The sequence below is a fragment of the Planomonospora parontospora genome (assembly GCA_014647935.1).
GTDB lineage: Bacteria > Actinomycetota > Actinomycetes > Streptosporangiales > Streptosporangiaceae > Planomonospora > Planomonospora parontospora.
Map to the genome: position 1 here is coordinate 303,289 of BMQD01000007.1, position 14,306 is coordinate 317,594.

Below are 14,306 nucleotides of genomic sequence, written 5' to 3' on the forward strand. Positions count from 1 at the left end.
GCCCCCGCGGGCCGCCCGTACGGCGAGCGGGGAGAGGCGACCCGGCGGTGCCCCGGGTGCGCCGGGGCTCTTCCGGCCACCGACGAGGGGATGGTGCACCAGTGAGCGGGACGGCCGACCGGTTGCCGAGGCTGCTGGCCCTCGTGCCCTACCTGATGTCCCACCCCGGGGCGGAGGTGCCCGAGGTCGCGAAGGTCTTCGGGCTGACCGAGAAGCAGCTCATCGACGACCTGCAGCTGGTGTGGATGTGCGGGCTGCCCGGCCACACCCCCGGCGACCTGATCGACGTCTCCTGGGACGGCGGTGAGATCGTCATCGACAACGCCGAGACCATCGCCCGCCCGCTCCGCCTGGGCGTGGACGAGGCCAGCGCGCTGCTGGTGGCGCTGCGCATGCTCGCCGAGGTGCCGGAGTTCGGCGAGCGCGACGCGCTGGCCCGGGTCATCGCCAAGTTCGAGCAGGCCGCGGGGGAGGGCGCCGCCGCGGTCAGCAGCCAGGTCGCCGTCGAGGTGGACGCCACGCCCGACGCGCTGCCGGCCGTCAACGAGGCGCTGCGCCGCCGCAGGCGGCTCTCGCTCCGCTACTACGTGCCGGGCCGCGACGAGATCACCCCGCGTGAGGTCGACCCGATGCGGCTGGTCGTGGTGGACGGCCGCTCCTACCTGTCGGGCTGGTGCTACCGGGCCGAGGCGGTGCGCCTGTTCCGGCTGGACCGCATGCTCGACGTGGACCTGCTGGACGTGGCCGCCGACCCGCCCGCCGACGCGGTGCCCGACGAGGTGACGCCCGGAGTGTTCCGCCCCTCGCCCACCGACGAGCTGGTGGAGCTGGAGCTGACCGCGGCGGGCCGCTGGGTGGCCGAGTACTACCCGTGCGAGAGCGTCGAGGAACTCGGCGAGGGCCGCCTGCGGGTGGCCCTGCGGGCCCGCGACCAGAGCTGGCTGCTCCGGCTGGCGCTGCGCCTGGGCGGCACCGGCCGGGTCGTCTCCCCGGCCTCGCTGGCCGAGAGCGTGCGGGCCGCGGCCACGGCGGCGCTGGCGCGCTACGAGTCGGTCCGCTGAACCGGTGGCGGACAGGCGGCGGACGTACGGCGGGCAGGCGGTCAGGGGTCGGTCTCCTGAATCGGTGGCGGACGTACGGCGGACAGGCGGTTAGGATCCGGTGACATGAGCTGGATCCTCGCCGCGGTCGGACTGGGCTTCGCGGGAGTGGCGGTCCTGGGCCTGATGGGGGCCCGGGTGCTGCTCGCCACCCGTGAGCTGGGCCGGGAGGTGGACCGGACGCGGCAGCGGCTGGAGGCCGTCCGGGACTTCTCCGGCGGACGGCCGGACGAGGACCGGGGCGCGGAGGGATGAGTCTGCGCCCCGGGCAGCGTACGATCGGCACAGAGACTGCACGTCGCTCGGCTTAAGGATGTGTCATGCCCAACCTGGGACCCACTGAGCTGATCATCATCGGGTTGATCCTGGTGCTGCTGTTCGGTGCCAAGAAGCTCCCCGAGGCCGCTCGCGGGCTCGGCCGGTCGCTGCGCATTTTCAAGGCGGAGACCTCCAAGCTCCGCGAGGACGACGAGGCCGCCGCGCCGACCGCCACGGTGGTGCAGGCGCAGCCCGTCGCCCCGGCCCCGCAGCAGATCGCCACGCCGGCTCCGGCCGCCGCGCCGACGGCCGAGGAGCAGGCCCGCGCCCTGGAGGAGCAGGCGGCCCGGCTGCGCGCCCAGTCGGTGGCTCCCAAGCAGCAGTAGGCTGCACGCCGTCCTCCTTCCTGAACACCTCACTCCTCGGACCGGGATTCGCGAATGGCACTGCTGAAGTGGCCCAAGCCGGGCCGTAACGGGTCCGTGCCGTCCGAGGAGGCGGCGGACGGGCGCATGCCGCTCATGGAGCACCTGCGCGAGCTGCGCAACCGCCTGGTCGTCGCGCTGCTGGGGCTGGTCGCCGGCATCATCCTCGGGTTCGTCTTGTTCGACCCGGTCTGGAACTTCGTCTCCGCGCCCTACTGCAGCCTCCAGCAGTCGCATCAGCTGCGCGGGGAGTGCACCTTCCTCGTCCTCGGCGTCTTCGAGTCCTTCTTCGTGAACCTCAAGGTCGCCGCGATGTTCGGGCTGGTCGTCACGTCCCCGATCTGGCTCTACCAGATCTGGGCCTTCGTGACGCCGGGCCTGTACCGCAACGAGAAGCGCTACTCGCTGGCCTTCCTGGGGATGGCGGTCCCGCTCTTCCTCGCAGGCGCGGCCCTGGCCTACTTCGTGATGGACACCGGCCTGGCCATCCTGCTCGGCTTCGCGCCGGAGAACGCGATCCCGACCATCACCCTCGACGAGTACCTCGGCTACGCCCTGGTGCTCCTCATCGTCTTCGGCGTCTCCTTCGAGCTGCCGCTGCTGATGGTCTTCCTCAACGTCATCGGCGTGCTGCCGCGGGCCACGGTGGCCAAGCACCGCCGCATGGTCATCTTCCTGATGTTCGTCTTCGGGGCGATCGCCACCCCGGGCGGCGACCCGTTCACGATGATCGCGCTGGCACTGCCGATGGTGATCCTGTTCGCCCTCGCCGAGGGGGTCATGTTCCTGCGGGAGCGCAGGGCCGCGGGCGGGGACGACTTCTCGCACCTGTCCGACGACGAGGCGTCGCCGCTCGCCGCCGAAGACTCCCCGGTGGAGAGGGCCGTCCCGCTCGGGGACGACGATTCTGCTCTCGATTCGAGAACGACCGATACTGATTCCGCCAAATAGGCGATAAGTTCCGGTTCGTGCCCGGAGAGATCGCCGTACTCGTCAATCCCGCCGCCCGTGGCGGCCGCTCGCGCGGCCTGCTCGCACCCGTCCTGGACCGCCTCCGGCGGACCGGCGCGGAGGTCTCGGTGATCCTCGGCGACTCCGCCGAGGACGCGCTGGAGCGCGCGTGCACCGCCGTGACCGAGGGCCCGGACGCGCTGGTGGCCTTCGGCGGGGACGGCCTGGTCCACCTCGCCGTGCAGGCGGTGGCCGGGACCGACGTGCCGCTGGGCGTCATCCCCGCCGGGACCGGCAACGACATCGCCGCCGCCCTCGGTCTGCCCGCCAAGGACACGCTCGCCGCCGCCGATGTCGTGCTCGGCGGCCGGGTCCGCACGGTCGACGCCGTCAGGATCGGCGAGGACGACTGGTTCGCAGGCGTGCTCTGCTGCGGCTTCGACTCCCGCGTCAACGAGCGGGCCAACCGGCTCACCTGGCCGCCCGGCATGGCGAAGTACCTCGTCGCGCTGGTGGAGGAGCTGCGCGACTTCACGCCCATCCCGTTCAGGATCGAGCTGGACGGAGAGGTCGTCGAGGTCGAGGCCATGCTGGTCGCGGTCGGCAACACCCGCTCCTACGGCGCCGGGATGAAGGTCTGCCCCGGCGCGCTCCCCGACGACGGCCTGCTGGACGTGACGATCCTCGGCGCCGTGCCCAAGAGCAGGTTCCTGCGCGCCTTCCCCAGCGTCTACCGGGGCACCCACGTCGACCATCCCGCCGTCACGATCAGGCGGGCCCGCCGGGTGGCGCTGGAGGCCCCCGGGGTGGTCGCCTACGCCGACGGCGAGCGGATCGGCCCGGTTCCTCTCGTCTGCGAGGCCGTCCCCGGCGCGCTGCGCGTGCTGGTGCCGTAGGGCGGGTGCGGCCGGGGCAATGAGGATGTGGGCGCTGACCGAGCCCCCGGATCGAGGCGTAGGGCGGGTGCGGCCGGGACAATGAGGGCCCGGCCGGCGCGGTGAGGCGGGTGCGGTCGGCGCCGGGGCAGGCCCGGCGGCCGGGGCGCAGGCCGTACCCGGCGGAGGGCGGACCGGAATTGCGATATCGGTAGGCTGAAGATTATGACGACCCCTGCGGAACGCTACGCCGCCTTCCGTCAGAGCCAGATCGAGAGCGGACCGGCCCTGACCTCGTTCCGCGGTCTGTACGACTTCGAGCTGGACGAGTTCCAGCTGGACGCCTGCCGCGCGCTGGAGGCGGGCGACGGAGTCCTCGTGGCCGCTCCCACCGGATCAGGCAAGACCGTGGTGGGCGAGTTCGCCGTCCACCTGGCCCTGGCGCAGGGCCGCAAGTGCTTCTACACCACCCCGATCAAGGCCCTGTCCAACCAGAAGTACAACGACCTGGTCAAGCGGTACGGCGCCGCCAAGGTCGGCCTGCTCACCGGCGACAACAGCGTCAACGGCGAGGCTCCGATCGTCATCATGACGACCGAGGTGCTGCGCAACATGCTCTACGCCGGGTCCAACACCCTGACCGGGCTCGGCTTCGTGGTCATGGACGAGGTGCACTACCTGGCCGACCGGTTCCGCGGCGCCGTCTGGGAAGAGGTGATCATCCACCTGCCCGAGTCGGTGCGGCTGGTCGCCCTGTCGGCCACGGTCAGCAACGCCGAGGAGTTCGGCGAGTGGATGGGCACCGTCCGCGGCGACACCTCCGTCATCGTCGACGAGCACCGCCCGGTCCCGCTCTGGCAGCACATGCTCGTCGGCCACCGCATCTACGACCTGTTCGTCACCGAGGAGAACGGCGGGCGGCCGCTGGTCAACCCCGACCTGCTGCGCCTGTCCCGCGACGAGGAGCGCCAGGCGTACGGCAGGGGTCGCCGCGGCTACTCCCGTCCGCGCAGACCGGGACCGCCCAACCGGGCGGAGGCCATCGAGCGGCTCGACGCCGAGGGCCTGCTGCCCGCGATCACCTTCATCTTCTCCCGGGCCGGCTGCGACGCCGCGGTCCAGCAGTGCGTGTTCGCCGGACTCCGGCTCACCACCGAGGCCGAGCGCCACGAGATCCGGCAGATCGTCGACGAGCGCACCGCGCACCTGCCCGACGAGGACCTGGCCGTGCTCGGCTTCCTGGAGTGGCGCGACTGCCTGGAGCGCGGCCTGGCCGCCCACCACGCGGGCATGCTCCCCACCTTCAAGGAGGTCGTGGAGGAGCTGTTCACCCGCAACCTGGTCAAGGCGGTGTTCGCCACCGAGACCCTCGCGCTGGGCATCAACATGCCCGCCCGCTCCGTGGTGATCGAGAAGCTCGACAAGTGGAACGGCGAGACCCACGCCGACCTCACCCCGGGGGAGTACACCCAGCTGACCGGGCGGGCCGGACGGCGTGGCATCGACGTGGAGGGCCACGCGGTGGTCCACTGGCAGCCGGGCACGGACCCGCTGCACGTCGCCGGGCTGGCCAGCACCCGCACCTACCCGCTGCGCTCCAGCTTCCGGCCCTCCTACAACATGGCGGTCAACCTCGTCGGCCAGGTCGGCAGGGAGCGCGCTCGGTCGCTGCTGGAGTCCTCCTTCGCGCAGTTCCAGGCGGACCGCGCGGTGGTCGGCATCGCCAAGCAGCTGCGCCGCCACGAGGAGGCGCTGGCGGGCTACCGCGAGGCGATGACCTGCCACCTGGGCGACTTCACCGAGTACGCCGCGATGCGCAGGGCGCTGTCGGACCGCGAGTCGGAACTGTCGCGCCAGCGCGGCGCCGCCCGCCGCCTGCAGGCGGTGCGCTCGCTGGAGGCGCTGCGGCCCGGCGACATCATCCGGGTGCCGGGCGGCCGCCGCGCTGGCCTGGCCGTCGTGCTGGACCCGGGCCTCAACTCCCGGGGCGAGGGGCCGTCCCCGCTGGTGCTGACCATCGGCAAGCAGGTCAAGAAGTTGTCGGCGGCCGACTTCCCGGTCCCGGTGGAGCCGGTCGAGCACCTGCGCATCCCGAAGAACTTCAACGCCCGCTCCCCGAAGGAGCGCGCCAACCTCGTCTCCTCCATGCACGCCAAGATCGGCCACCTCGACCTGGGCAGGCCCGACCGGGCCCGCGACCACGCCGGTGAGGACGAGGAGATCCTCCGCCTGCGGCGGGAGATCCGGCAGCACCCCTGCCACGGCTGCGACGAGCGGGAGGACCACGCCCGCTGGGCCGAGCGCTACCACAAGCTGCTGCGCGAGACCGAGGGCCTGCGCCGCCGGGTCGAGGGCCGCTCGCACGTCATCGCCCGCACCTTCGACCGGGTCTGCGGGGTGCTCGACCGGCTCGGCTACCTCGACGGGGAGGACGTCACCGCCGAGGGCCGCCGCCTGGCCCAGCTCTACACCGAGCTGGACCTGCTCACCGCCGAGTGCCTGCGGGCCGGGATCTGGGACGAGCTCGACCCGGCCGAGCTGGCCGCGTGCGTGTCGTCGCTGGTGTTCGAGTCCCGGCAGGCCGACGAGGCCCGCCAGCCCCGCATCCCTGCGGGCGGCGCGCAGCAGGCGATGGCGGAGATGATCCGGCTCTGGGGCGACCTGGAGGCGATCGAGAGCGACCACGGCCTGGCGTTCATCCGCGAGCCCGACTTCGGCTTCGCCTGGGCGGCCTTCCGCTGGGCCAAGGGGCACACCCTGGACGCGGTGCTCGGCGACGGGATCAACGGCTCGGAGCTGGCCGCGGGCGACTTCGTGCGCTGGACCAAGCAGCTGCTGGACCTGCTCGGCCAGGTCTCCGACGCGGCGCCCCGGGACAGCAAGGTCAGGAAGAGTGCGGGCAAGGCGATGGACGCGCTCCGGCGCGGTGTGGTGGCGTACTCCTCCGTCGGCTGACCGGTGTCCCCGTCCGAGGGGTGTCCGCCGGCCTTCGGCCTCCTGTCCGCCTCGCGCGGGCCGATCGGCACCCACCCGCCGGTTGGCTGACCGCCCGGTCAATACCTTGTGACGGCCGGTGCGCGCAACGTAACCTCGGGGTCCGTTTTCAGAGGGATCCCACCGGAGATCCCCATACAGGAACCTGTTGGCCCGCCCCCCAGGAGGTAGGGATGTTCGCCCTCGCCGCCGCACTGCTGTTCCTGCTCGCCCTCATCTTCGAGATCGCCGGTGTCGCCGTCGGCAGCGTCGTCACCGTCACCACGCTCGGCACCGCCGGACTCCTGTGCGTCGCGCTGCACCTGATGGGCGTCGGCGCGGGCTGGAGCCTGAAGAGGTAGTCAGCGCCCGCAGCGCCGCTCCCGCGGCTCCGAGGCCGCGCCCGTGCCCCCGGGCGCGGCCTCGGCCGTCCTTCGGTTCAGGAGGTTGCCCGGGGGATTCCGGCGGCGGGCGGGACCGGCCGCGGGACAGGGAACACGCGGTCGTGACTCCTCCGCTCCCTGAAGGGGGCGGCTTCTCGCTTTCCTCTGCCGAGGTGGGCGACGGACAAGCCCTGTCCGTTTCAAGCAGAAAAACTGTGACAGGGAAGCGATTCCCCTGCCGGGTGAACCCGGCAGTCCCCTCGCTAGATCTGATGGCGGCTCCCCGGCGTCCTCGGGCCGGTCGAGGATGTGTGCGATCGTGCCGGATGCGGCCTCTCGGCTGACCTGACGAATTCTCAGTGATCTGGCGAGAGAAGCGGCGAGTTCTCATGCGATGTGGCCACAGTCTCCACGGTCGGTAACCATCCGGGCCTGCCGCCTGGAGTCGCGCAGCAGGCCGGCCCCGAACACCACCAGCCACAGGCTCCAGGCCACGTATCCGATGAAGTTCGCCAGATCGGCGCCAGGCGCTCCGAGGGGCACCAGCAGTCCGGCGAGGATCGGCGGGACGGAGAGCAGTGCCAGTCCCGCCGAGAACCGGCCGAGGACGAAGCGGTGGGGCACGGGATGCCCGGCGCCGCCGCGGCGCAGCGCCACCACGATCAGCACCGTCCAAGCGGCGGTGAGCAGGTACCCGAACGCCTCACCCACGATCTGGCCGAGCACGGTGTGCAGGGTGTGGAAACGGTCGACCGCCGCCGCCCGGTCGGCGGCGGTGGCACCGGGGTCGGCCAAGGTGACGGCCAGGGGCGGCACCAGCAGCGGCCAGCGCAGCAGCCCCACCACCTGCACCGCGGCGGCGGCCACCCCGACCGCGGCGGAGGTTCGGGGCAGTAGGCCCGCGCCGGCCAGCCGGGCGGCCCGCACCGCGATCGGGGCGAGCAGCGCAGCGCCCGTCGCCAGCAGGAGGAACAACCCGGTGATCCGCGCCCGGTCGGCGTGGAAGCGGCGCAGCACCTCCTCGACCGGGTACTGGAGCACGTCCGGGTAGTCGAACGCCGTCCCGAGCAGGGCGAACGCGGTGTTGACCACGACCGCCCCGACGATGAGCAGGATCGCCGTGCGGGTGTGGGGCGTGCGGCTGACCGTCGCGGGGGCACGGGTGGTGGAGTTCATGCGGGCCTCCAGATCTGTACGGCGTACAATTTGTACACTGTACAGACTTTGCACAACGTACAGTGGCTCCGTCAATGGGAGGTGACATGGAATCCGATCAGCGGGCACCGGCGACCCGGCGCCGGCCGGGGCCTCGGCGCATCCTCTCCGAGGAGGTGATCGTGGCGGCGGCGCTGCGGCTGCTGGACGAGCGGGGGGCCGAGGCCGTCTCGATCCGGGGCATCGCGGCCGAGCTGGGCGTGGCGCCCAACGCCCTGTACACCTACTTCCCCGACAAGGCGGCGGTGCTGCGCACGCTGGTCGACCGGCTGATCGGCGAGCACGACGCCGAGGCGCTGGCCGACGTCGGGCGCCCCTGGCGGGAGCGCGTACACGAGCTCGCGCTCGGCCTGCGCACCCGGCTGCTCGCCCACCCCGGCGCCGCCGCGTTGCTGCTCGGGGCGCCGATGGACGGCCCGCAGGCGCTGCTATTGGGCGAGCGCCTGTTCGCCCTGCTCGCCGAGGCCGGGCTCGATGACGACGTCGCGATCCATGCGGGCTATGTCCTCATCGTGTACATTCTGGGCGCGATCGCACTGGAGGCGGCCGAGCTGGACCCGGCCCGGCCGGCCCCCCCGGAGGCGGAGCGAATCGCCGCCCGGCGAGCCGGGTTCGCCGCCCTGCCGGCCGACCGGTACCCCCGCACGGCCGCCGGCGCCGACACGATCGCCGCCTACATCGGCACCGGCCAGTTCCGCTGGGGGCTGGACCGGGTCCTTGACGGGCTCATCCGCCCCGGCCCCGCCGGACGCTGACCCGCCGTCGACCCGGTCGACCCGCGGGCAGGCGGACAGGGCGCCGTCGGTCGGACAACGGTCGACGAATCCGCCGATGCAGGTGTTCCCGGAGGGCGAAGGATCCTCCGTACACGGCACGCTGGAAGGCGCCGCCTCGATCACGGCTGTGCCGGGCGGATGGCGGGAGCCTGTCGCGGGGCGGGCGGTTCCCCGAGGGGTGTGACGCGGCGCCGTACCAGCAGGCCGAAGGCGACGACCAGCAGCCCGGCCACGCCCGCGACCACGAACGGCGCGGCGGGACGCCACGCGTCGTAGAGGTAGCCGCCGAGACCGGAGACGACCAGGATGCCGACCGCTCCGCAGAGGGTCTGCAGACCGTAGGCCGAGCCGCGCACGGCGGCGGGTGCCTGCTGGGCCAGGAGCGGCCCCGCGGTGGTGATCACGGCGATCTCGCCCAGGCCGATGAGCACGGCGACGACCATCATTCCGGAGCCGAGCGGGTCCGTGACCAGCAAGGTGGACAGGTAGGCGACGGCGGCGAGGGCCTGGGCGAGGATCACCACGTCCTGGCGGCGCATCCGGTCGCCGAGCCAGCCGACGAGGGGGGCGCCGAGCATGGCCACGGTCTGGGCGACGCCGACCACGGCCCCGGCGCGGGCAAGCGCCTCGGCGCCGGACAGGCCGCCCTCGGCGAGAGCGTGCTCGGTCACCCACAGGGACATGAATCCGGCGACCACGGCCAGGTCGGCGCGGGCGACGAACGCCGCGGCGTACGACAGGGCGATGCCGGGGTCGCGGGCGAGGGCGACGCCTTCGGCGATCAGCCGGGCCAGCGGGACCCGCTCGGCGGCGGGGGCGACCCGCGTCCTCGACAGGGTGAACCACATCAGCGCGCCGACCGCCAGCACGGCCGCGGCGATGGCCAGGAACGACAGGCGGGCGGCGGTGACCGGGGCGGTGCCGCGGCTCTCCAGGATCTGGGGCAGCCGCACCAGGGCGAGCACCGCCACCATGGCGCCGAGCCCGCTGAACAGCCCCACGAACCCGTAGGACCGGCCGCGGGAGCCGTCGCGGACGTAGTCGGCGGCGATCGTGGAGAGCATCCCGTTGAGGGCGGCGACACCGAGGGCGAAGACGACCCGGAGCGCGACGAGCACGGCGGTGGAGTCGGCGAAGGGGAACAGCGCGGTGCCGAGCGCGCACAGGACGAAACCCGCCACCGCGATGGGGCGCCTGCCGTACCGGTCGGCGAGAGCCCCGTACCAGGCCAGGCTGGCGATCATCGCGATCTCCGCGGCGACGCCGAGCAGGCCGACGGCCTTTCCCTGGTCGTAGGCGGGAACGCCGAGGACTCCGCTCAGGATGTACGGCTGCGCGGCCGGGAGGAAGGAGATCACCATGGTCGAGGCGAACGCCATGGACAGGCAGGCCCGCATGTTGCCCCGGGTGACGCCGTCGGCGAGGCGCAGGCCGATGAGGCGGCGCGAGGGGGAGACGACCATGGCGTGATCTTGCCAGCCGTCCGGCCGCTTCTCCAGAGGTTCGGTGACTATGATCACGGTATTTCCGTGAAAACCGTGATCGTGGAGCGGCCCGTGACCGACCAGACGCCTTCCGGCATCCAGACGCACGTCCCCAACGCCGCCCGGATGTACGACTACTACCTGGGCGGCAAGGACAACTTCCCCGCCGACCGCGAGGCCGCGGAGAAGGCACTGTCGTTCGTCCCGGAGATCCGCCACAGCGTCCGGGCCAACCGCGCCTTCCTCGGCCGCGCCGTGGACTTCCTCACCCGGCGGGGCATCCGCCAGTTCATCGACATCGGCGCCGGGCTGCCCACGCAGAACAACGTCCACCAGGTCGTCGCCCCTGACGCCCGCGTCGTCTACGTCGACAACGACACCACGGTCCTGGTGCACGGCCGGGCGATCCTCGGTAAGCACGAGAACGTGTCCATCGTCGAGGGCGACGTGCGCCGCCCCCGCGAGATCCTGGAGCACCCCGAGGTCCGGGCGGCGATCGACTTCGGGCGACCGGTCGCGGTCCTGCTGCTGGCGATCCTGCACTTCATCCCCGACGAGGAGAAGCCGGAGCGCATCGTCGCCGAACTGCGGGAGGCGCTGCCGTCCGGCAGCTACCTGGCCCTGTCGCACGTCGCGATCGATGCCCGCCCGGAGGCCGCCGAGGGCGTCACGGACGTCTACCGGCGATCATCCTCTCCGTTCGTTGCGCGGACCGGCACGGAGATCGCCCGTCTGCTCGACGGTGTCTCCCTGGTCGAGCCCGGCCTGGTGAACCTGCCGGAATGGCGGCCGGAGCCGGGCACAGTGGTCCCCTACCAGGGCATCGGCGACTACTTCCTCGGCGCGGTCGGGCATGTCGGCGGATGACCACCCGCCGCACCCGGCCAGATCCTGCTGGGGTCGCGACGCGGTAGCGGTCCGTATCACCATGCTTCGGGGTGAGCCCCCTGCTCACCAGTGACGACTGGCGGCTGGAGGACGGGGTCTGTGCCTGCGTGCCCGCGCGTGCGTGAACTGGCCGCGCTGGGAGGCTACTTCGCTCTCGATGAGGGGCCCGTGGGGCAGGAGTGGCGGCCCGTCGCCGAGCTGATCCAGAGCGCCGATCTGATCACCGCCCGCGTCGCCGATGTCGCTGAACGGCTCGGCATTGAAGATCGCCGGGTGGCGGCCTCCATCCTGTTCCAGGGATTGGCCGCGCGGTTCGTGTCCCCGCCCGCCGGCCTGCTGGTGCTCCACGATGTCGCCGGAGGCTTCGATCCGTCACGGGTCCACTGGCGTCCGGTGCCGCACGGACCGCTGCCGTTGCGGCTGCAGGAATGGCCCTTCCTGCCCGTCCGCGGAGACGGTGCCGACCGGCTACACCAGGAGGTCGTGGCGGGCTTTCTGGAACCGCTCGCGGATACGGTCGGCCGGGTCGTCTCGATCGCGCCGGCGATCCTGTGGGGAAACGCCGCCTCGGCACTCGCCGGGAGCATCCAGGCTCTGACCCGGCACCGGCCACAGCGCACTGCGGCAGCCCTGGCGCTGGGGCGTGAACTGCTGACCATGGGACATCTGCGCGGTCAGGGGACGTTCGCCGAGCAACCGTTCTACCTCCGGCGCAACTGCTGCCTCTACTACCGGGTGCCCGGAGGCGGCACATGTGGTGACTGTGTGCTGGGCCACCGGTCCGCCCGGGGAAGGAACACGTGAAAAGGATCACCGTGTGCCGGGACTGCTGCTGCCGGAACTCCCGGAAAGTACCCGCCCTCGACCACGACGAGCAGATCCGTCGGCTGGCTCAGGTCGCCGACGTCCGGGTGACCGATTCTGCCCCTGTTGTGTGGATTCCGTGAGAGGAACACTTCATGACGGGCAGGTGTGGCCCCGTGCATTCCGGCCACCAGGCAGGCAGCCGGAATGCGCGGGCGAAGGTCACGACAGCAAGGTCTGGCCGATCCATCCCCCCGGCGCGCAGCCCGGCGGGACGGCGAACACGGCAGAGCCGATCGGCGTCGTCCACTCGTTCAGCAGATCGGCCTCGGCCAGGCGTTTTTGGACCGGGGTGAACTGCCGGGCGATGTCGGCCTGGTAGGAGGCGAACAGCAGCCCCGCATCGGCGTGCCCGTCGGTGGACAGGCCCTCGTCGTAGTTGTAGACCCGGCGGAAGATCCGCAGGCCCGGGTCGGCGACGTGGGCCCGCCGAATGTGTGCTTGTTCGGCGATGACGGGGAACCCCGCCGGGGTGAGCTCGGCGAAGTCCGGCTCGTCGTGCTCTGTCCTCCCGGTGAGCGGGGCGCCGTCCTGCAGCCGGCGGCCCACGGTGAACTCCTTGCCCGTGCGGTCGACGGCGTCCCAGGTCTCCAGCTCCGCGCGGATGCGCCGCAGCACCAGCGTGGTGCCGCCGCGCATCCCGTCCGGGCCCTCGGATATCCATACGGCCCTGTCGAACTCGGCCGTGCCGGGCCGGGGGTTGACGGTCCCGTCGAGCTGACCCATGACGTTGCGCTGGGTCAGGCCCGGCGCCTGCACGTGCGGCGGGCGCCGGAACCCGCGCTGGACCCACCGCACCGTCGTAAAGGCGCGGGCGTCCTTGACCGTCATGCGCAACGCGTGCGCCACGGTCAGGGCGTCGTCGGCGCAGATCTGTAGCAGCAGGTCCCCGCCGCTCCACCGCTTCTGGAGCTTGTCGACGGAGAAGGCGGGCAGGGGCGCCACCGCTTCGGGCCGCAGATGCTCGGCCCTGGCGGCGGTGAACAGGCCGGGGCCGAAACCGAAGGTGATGGTCAACCGGGCCGGGAGGGTGGACAGCTCCGGTTCGGTGTCGGCGAGCGCGGGGGTGCCCGCGGTGAGGCGGCGCGCGTCGTCGGTGAGCAGCCGCATCATCCGCACGATCGCTTCGCGGTCAGTGCCGGGCCGCAGGTCCAGGCCGACGAAGGCGGCGTGGGTCTGCGGCGCCGTGGCGATGCCCGCCTGGTGGACGCCGTGGAAGGGCTCGACGGCGCTGCCTGCGGGCACCGCGGCGGGCGCTGCGGTGGGTCCGGTCGCGGCGACGGCCCGGGGCGCGGAGGCGGGCTCGGCGGCGCTCGCCGCCACGGCGCCCACGGCCGCGGCGGCACCGCCGGTGAGCAGTCCGCGCCGGGTGAAGCGGGATCCGGCGGTCACTGGTCGTCTCCGCCCGTGTGCGCGTCCTTGCCCTTGTCGTCGTGGCCGCCCATGTCCATGTCACCGTCCATGTCACCGTCCATGTCACCGCCGGGCTGGTAGTCCTCCTCGCCACCGGCGAAGTCCTTGCCGACGGCGGTGAACTCCAGGGCCGAGCCGTCGGAGAGAGTGAGGGTGAAGGCGATCTGCGCGCCGGGCTCCACCTTCTCGGTGACGCCCATCAGCATGATGTGGTCGCCGCCGGGCTGCAGGGGGTGCGTGCCGCGGGCGGGGACGGTGAAGCCGCCGGCCTTGGGGCGCATGACCATCTTGCCGCCCGAGTCGACGACCTCGTGCAGCTCGATCTCCGGCGACAGCGGGGAGGAACCGGAGACGACGGTCACGTCGGTGCCGGTGTTGTTGACCAGGGTGCCGAAGGCGGCGGTCATGCCCTCCTCGGTGGTCTTCACCCACGGGTCGGTGATCGTCAGCGGGGACGAGGTGGAGGAGGCCGACGGGACAGCCGATGACGCGGCCGCGGCGGGCGCCGGGACGGCCGAGGTGGTGCTCTGGGAGGCGCACGCGGTGAGAGTCATCGCGGCGGCGAGCAGGGCAGCGGCGGAACGGGTACGGCGAACGAGCATGGTGAAAGGCCTTTCTGGCACATGCGGCAGGCCGCCACGGGCGCGGAGCCGGGTTCGGAAGAACACCGGCATGAGGCCGTGCCGCAAGAGTGAGGTCAC

General features: G+C 72.3%; 14 protein-coding genes. 10 read left to right on the forward strand and 4 right to left on the reverse strand.

The annotated features are described in order from the left end of the window. Nucleotides 1–101: 101 nt before the first annotated feature. The 7 genes from IEZ07_RS13975 (at nt 102) to IEZ07_RS14005 (ending at nt 6,944) form a co-directional block, all read left to right on the forward strand. Entirely contained in the window at nt 102–1,061 is a 960-nt protein-coding gene (locus IEZ07_RS13975) for a helix-turn-helix transcriptional regulator (RefSeq protein WP_191895131.1), read from the forward strand. A gap of 105 nt (nt 1,062–1,166) precedes the next feature. After that, entirely contained in the window at nt 1,167–1,355 is a 189-nt protein-coding gene (locus IEZ07_RS13980) for a hypothetical protein (RefSeq protein WP_191895132.1), read from the forward strand. 65 nt (nt 1,356–1,420) lie between these two features. After that, a complete protein-coding gene (gene tatA, locus IEZ07_RS13985; protein ID WP_191895133.1) occupies nt 1,421–1,744 on the forward strand; it encodes a Sec-independent protein translocase subunit TatA in 324 nt (107 codons plus the stop codon). A 54-nt stretch (nt 1,745–1,798) separates the two neighbouring features. After that, a complete protein-coding gene (gene tatC / locus IEZ07_RS13990) occupies nt 1,799–2,734 on the forward strand; it encodes a twin-arginine translocase subunit TatC (protein ID WP_191895134.1) in 936 nt (311 codons plus the stop codon). 17 nt (nt 2,735–2,751) lie between these two features. Continuing rightward, on the forward strand, nt 2,752–3,630 hold the full coding sequence (locus IEZ07_RS13995; protein ID WP_191895135.1) for a diacylglycerol kinase: 879 nt from the start codon (nt 2,752–2,754) through the stop codon (nt 3,628–3,630). Nucleotides 3,631–3,834: 204 nt separating this feature from the next. Next, entirely contained in the window at nt 3,835–6,564 is a 2,730-nt protein-coding gene (locus tag IEZ07_RS14000) for a DEAD/DEAH box helicase (protein ID WP_191895136.1), read from the forward strand. 212 nt (nt 6,565–6,776) lie between these two features. Continuing rightward, entirely contained in the window at nt 6,777–6,944 is a 168-nt protein-coding gene (locus tag IEZ07_RS14005; protein ID WP_189236313.1) for a hypothetical protein, read from the forward strand. A 408-nt stretch (nt 6,945–7,352) separates the two neighbouring features. Here the strand turns inward: IEZ07_RS14005 and IEZ07_RS14010 are convergent, their stop codons facing one another. Next, a complete protein-coding gene (locus tag IEZ07_RS14010) occupies nt 7,353–8,141 on the reverse strand; it encodes a DUF4386 family protein (protein ID WP_191895137.1) in 789 nt (262 codons plus the stop codon). 86 nt (nt 8,142–8,227) lie between these two features. Between IEZ07_RS14010 and IEZ07_RS14015 the strand changes: the two genes are divergently transcribed. Then, nucleotides 8,228–8,935: a TetR/AcrR family transcriptional regulator gene (locus IEZ07_RS14015; RefSeq protein ID WP_191895138.1), complete on the forward strand. Its 708-nt coding sequence runs from the start codon at nt 8,228–8,230 to the stop codon at nt 8,933–8,935. Between the two features lie 140 nt (nt 8,936–9,075). On the opposite strand, the gene IEZ07_RS14020 is transcribed toward IEZ07_RS14015, so the two are convergent. Then, nucleotides 9,076–10,476, reverse strand: coding sequence for an MFS transporter (locus IEZ07_RS14020; protein WP_191895139.1), 1,401 nt, complete (start codon nt 10,474–10,476; stop codon nt 9,076–9,078). 9 nt (nt 10,477–10,485) lie between these two features. Here IEZ07_RS14020 and IEZ07_RS14025 point away from each other — a divergent pair, with 9 nt between their 5' ends. Both IEZ07_RS14025 and IEZ07_RS14030 read left to right on the forward strand, forming a co-directional pair. After that, complete coding sequence (locus tag IEZ07_RS14025) at nt 10,486–11,307, forward strand: SAM-dependent methyltransferase (protein ID WP_239319893.1); 822 nt, start codon at nt 10,486–10,488, stop codon at nt 11,305–11,307. A gap of 138 nt (nt 11,308–11,445) precedes the next feature. Then, the gene (locus tag IEZ07_RS14030; protein ID WP_191895140.1) at nt 11,446–12,132 is read left to right on the forward strand and encodes a (2Fe-2S)-binding protein; all 687 of its coding nucleotides are present in this window, start codon (nt 11,446–11,448) and stop codon (nt 12,130–12,132) included. 222 nt (nt 12,133–12,354) lie between these two features. On the opposite strand, the gene IEZ07_RS14035 is transcribed toward IEZ07_RS14030, so the two are convergent. Together IEZ07_RS14035 and IEZ07_RS14040 are read right to left on the reverse strand one after the other, a co-directional pair. Further along, nucleotides 12,355–13,584 carry a Dyp-type peroxidase gene (locus tag IEZ07_RS14035; RefSeq protein WP_191895141.1) on the reverse strand — a complete coding sequence of 410 codons (1,230 nt, stop codon included), beginning with the start codon at nt 13,582–13,584 and terminating at the stop codon, nt 12,355–12,357. Then, nucleotides 13,581–14,207, reverse strand: coding sequence for a copper chaperone PCu(A)C (locus IEZ07_RS14040; protein WP_191895142.1), 627 nt, complete (start codon nt 14,205–14,207; stop codon nt 13,581–13,583). Before IEZ07_RS14040 ends, IEZ07_RS14035 begins: the two co-directional genes overlap by 4 nt. Nucleotides 14,208–14,306 lie beyond the last annotated feature (99 nt).

Excerpts from the sequence above, each read along its gene's own strand:
- IEZ07_RS14005 (WP_189236313.1), top strand. The coding sequence starts at position 6,777 with ATGTTCGCCCTCGCCGCCGCACTGCTGTTCCTGCTCGCCCTCATCTTC.
- tatA (WP_191895133.1), top strand. The coding sequence starts at position 1,421 with ATGCCCAACCTGGGACCCACTGAGCTGATCATCATCGGGTTGATCCTG.
- IEZ07_RS14010 (WP_191895137.1), bottom strand. The coding sequence starts at position 8,141 with ATGAACTCCACCACCCGTGCCCCCGCGACGGTCAGCCGCACGCCCCAC.
- IEZ07_RS13980 (WP_191895132.1), top strand. The coding sequence starts at position 1,167 with ATGAGCTGGATCCTCGCCGCGGTCGGACTGGGCTTCGCGGGAGTGGCG.
- IEZ07_RS14015 (WP_191895138.1), top strand. The coding sequence starts at position 8,228 with ATGGAATCCGATCAGCGGGCACCGGCGACCCGGCGCCGGCCGGGGCCT.
- tatC (WP_191895134.1), top strand. The coding sequence starts at position 1,799 with ATGGCACTGCTGAAGTGGCCCAAGCCGGGCCGTAACGGGTCCGTGCCG.
- IEZ07_RS14000 (WP_191895136.1), top strand. The coding sequence starts at position 3,835 with ATGACGACCCCTGCGGAACGCTACGCCGCCTTCCGTCAGAGCCAGATC.
- IEZ07_RS14040 (WP_191895142.1), bottom strand. The coding sequence starts at position 14,207 with ATGCTCGTTCGCCGTACCCGTTCCGCCGCTGCCCTGCTCGCCGCCGCG.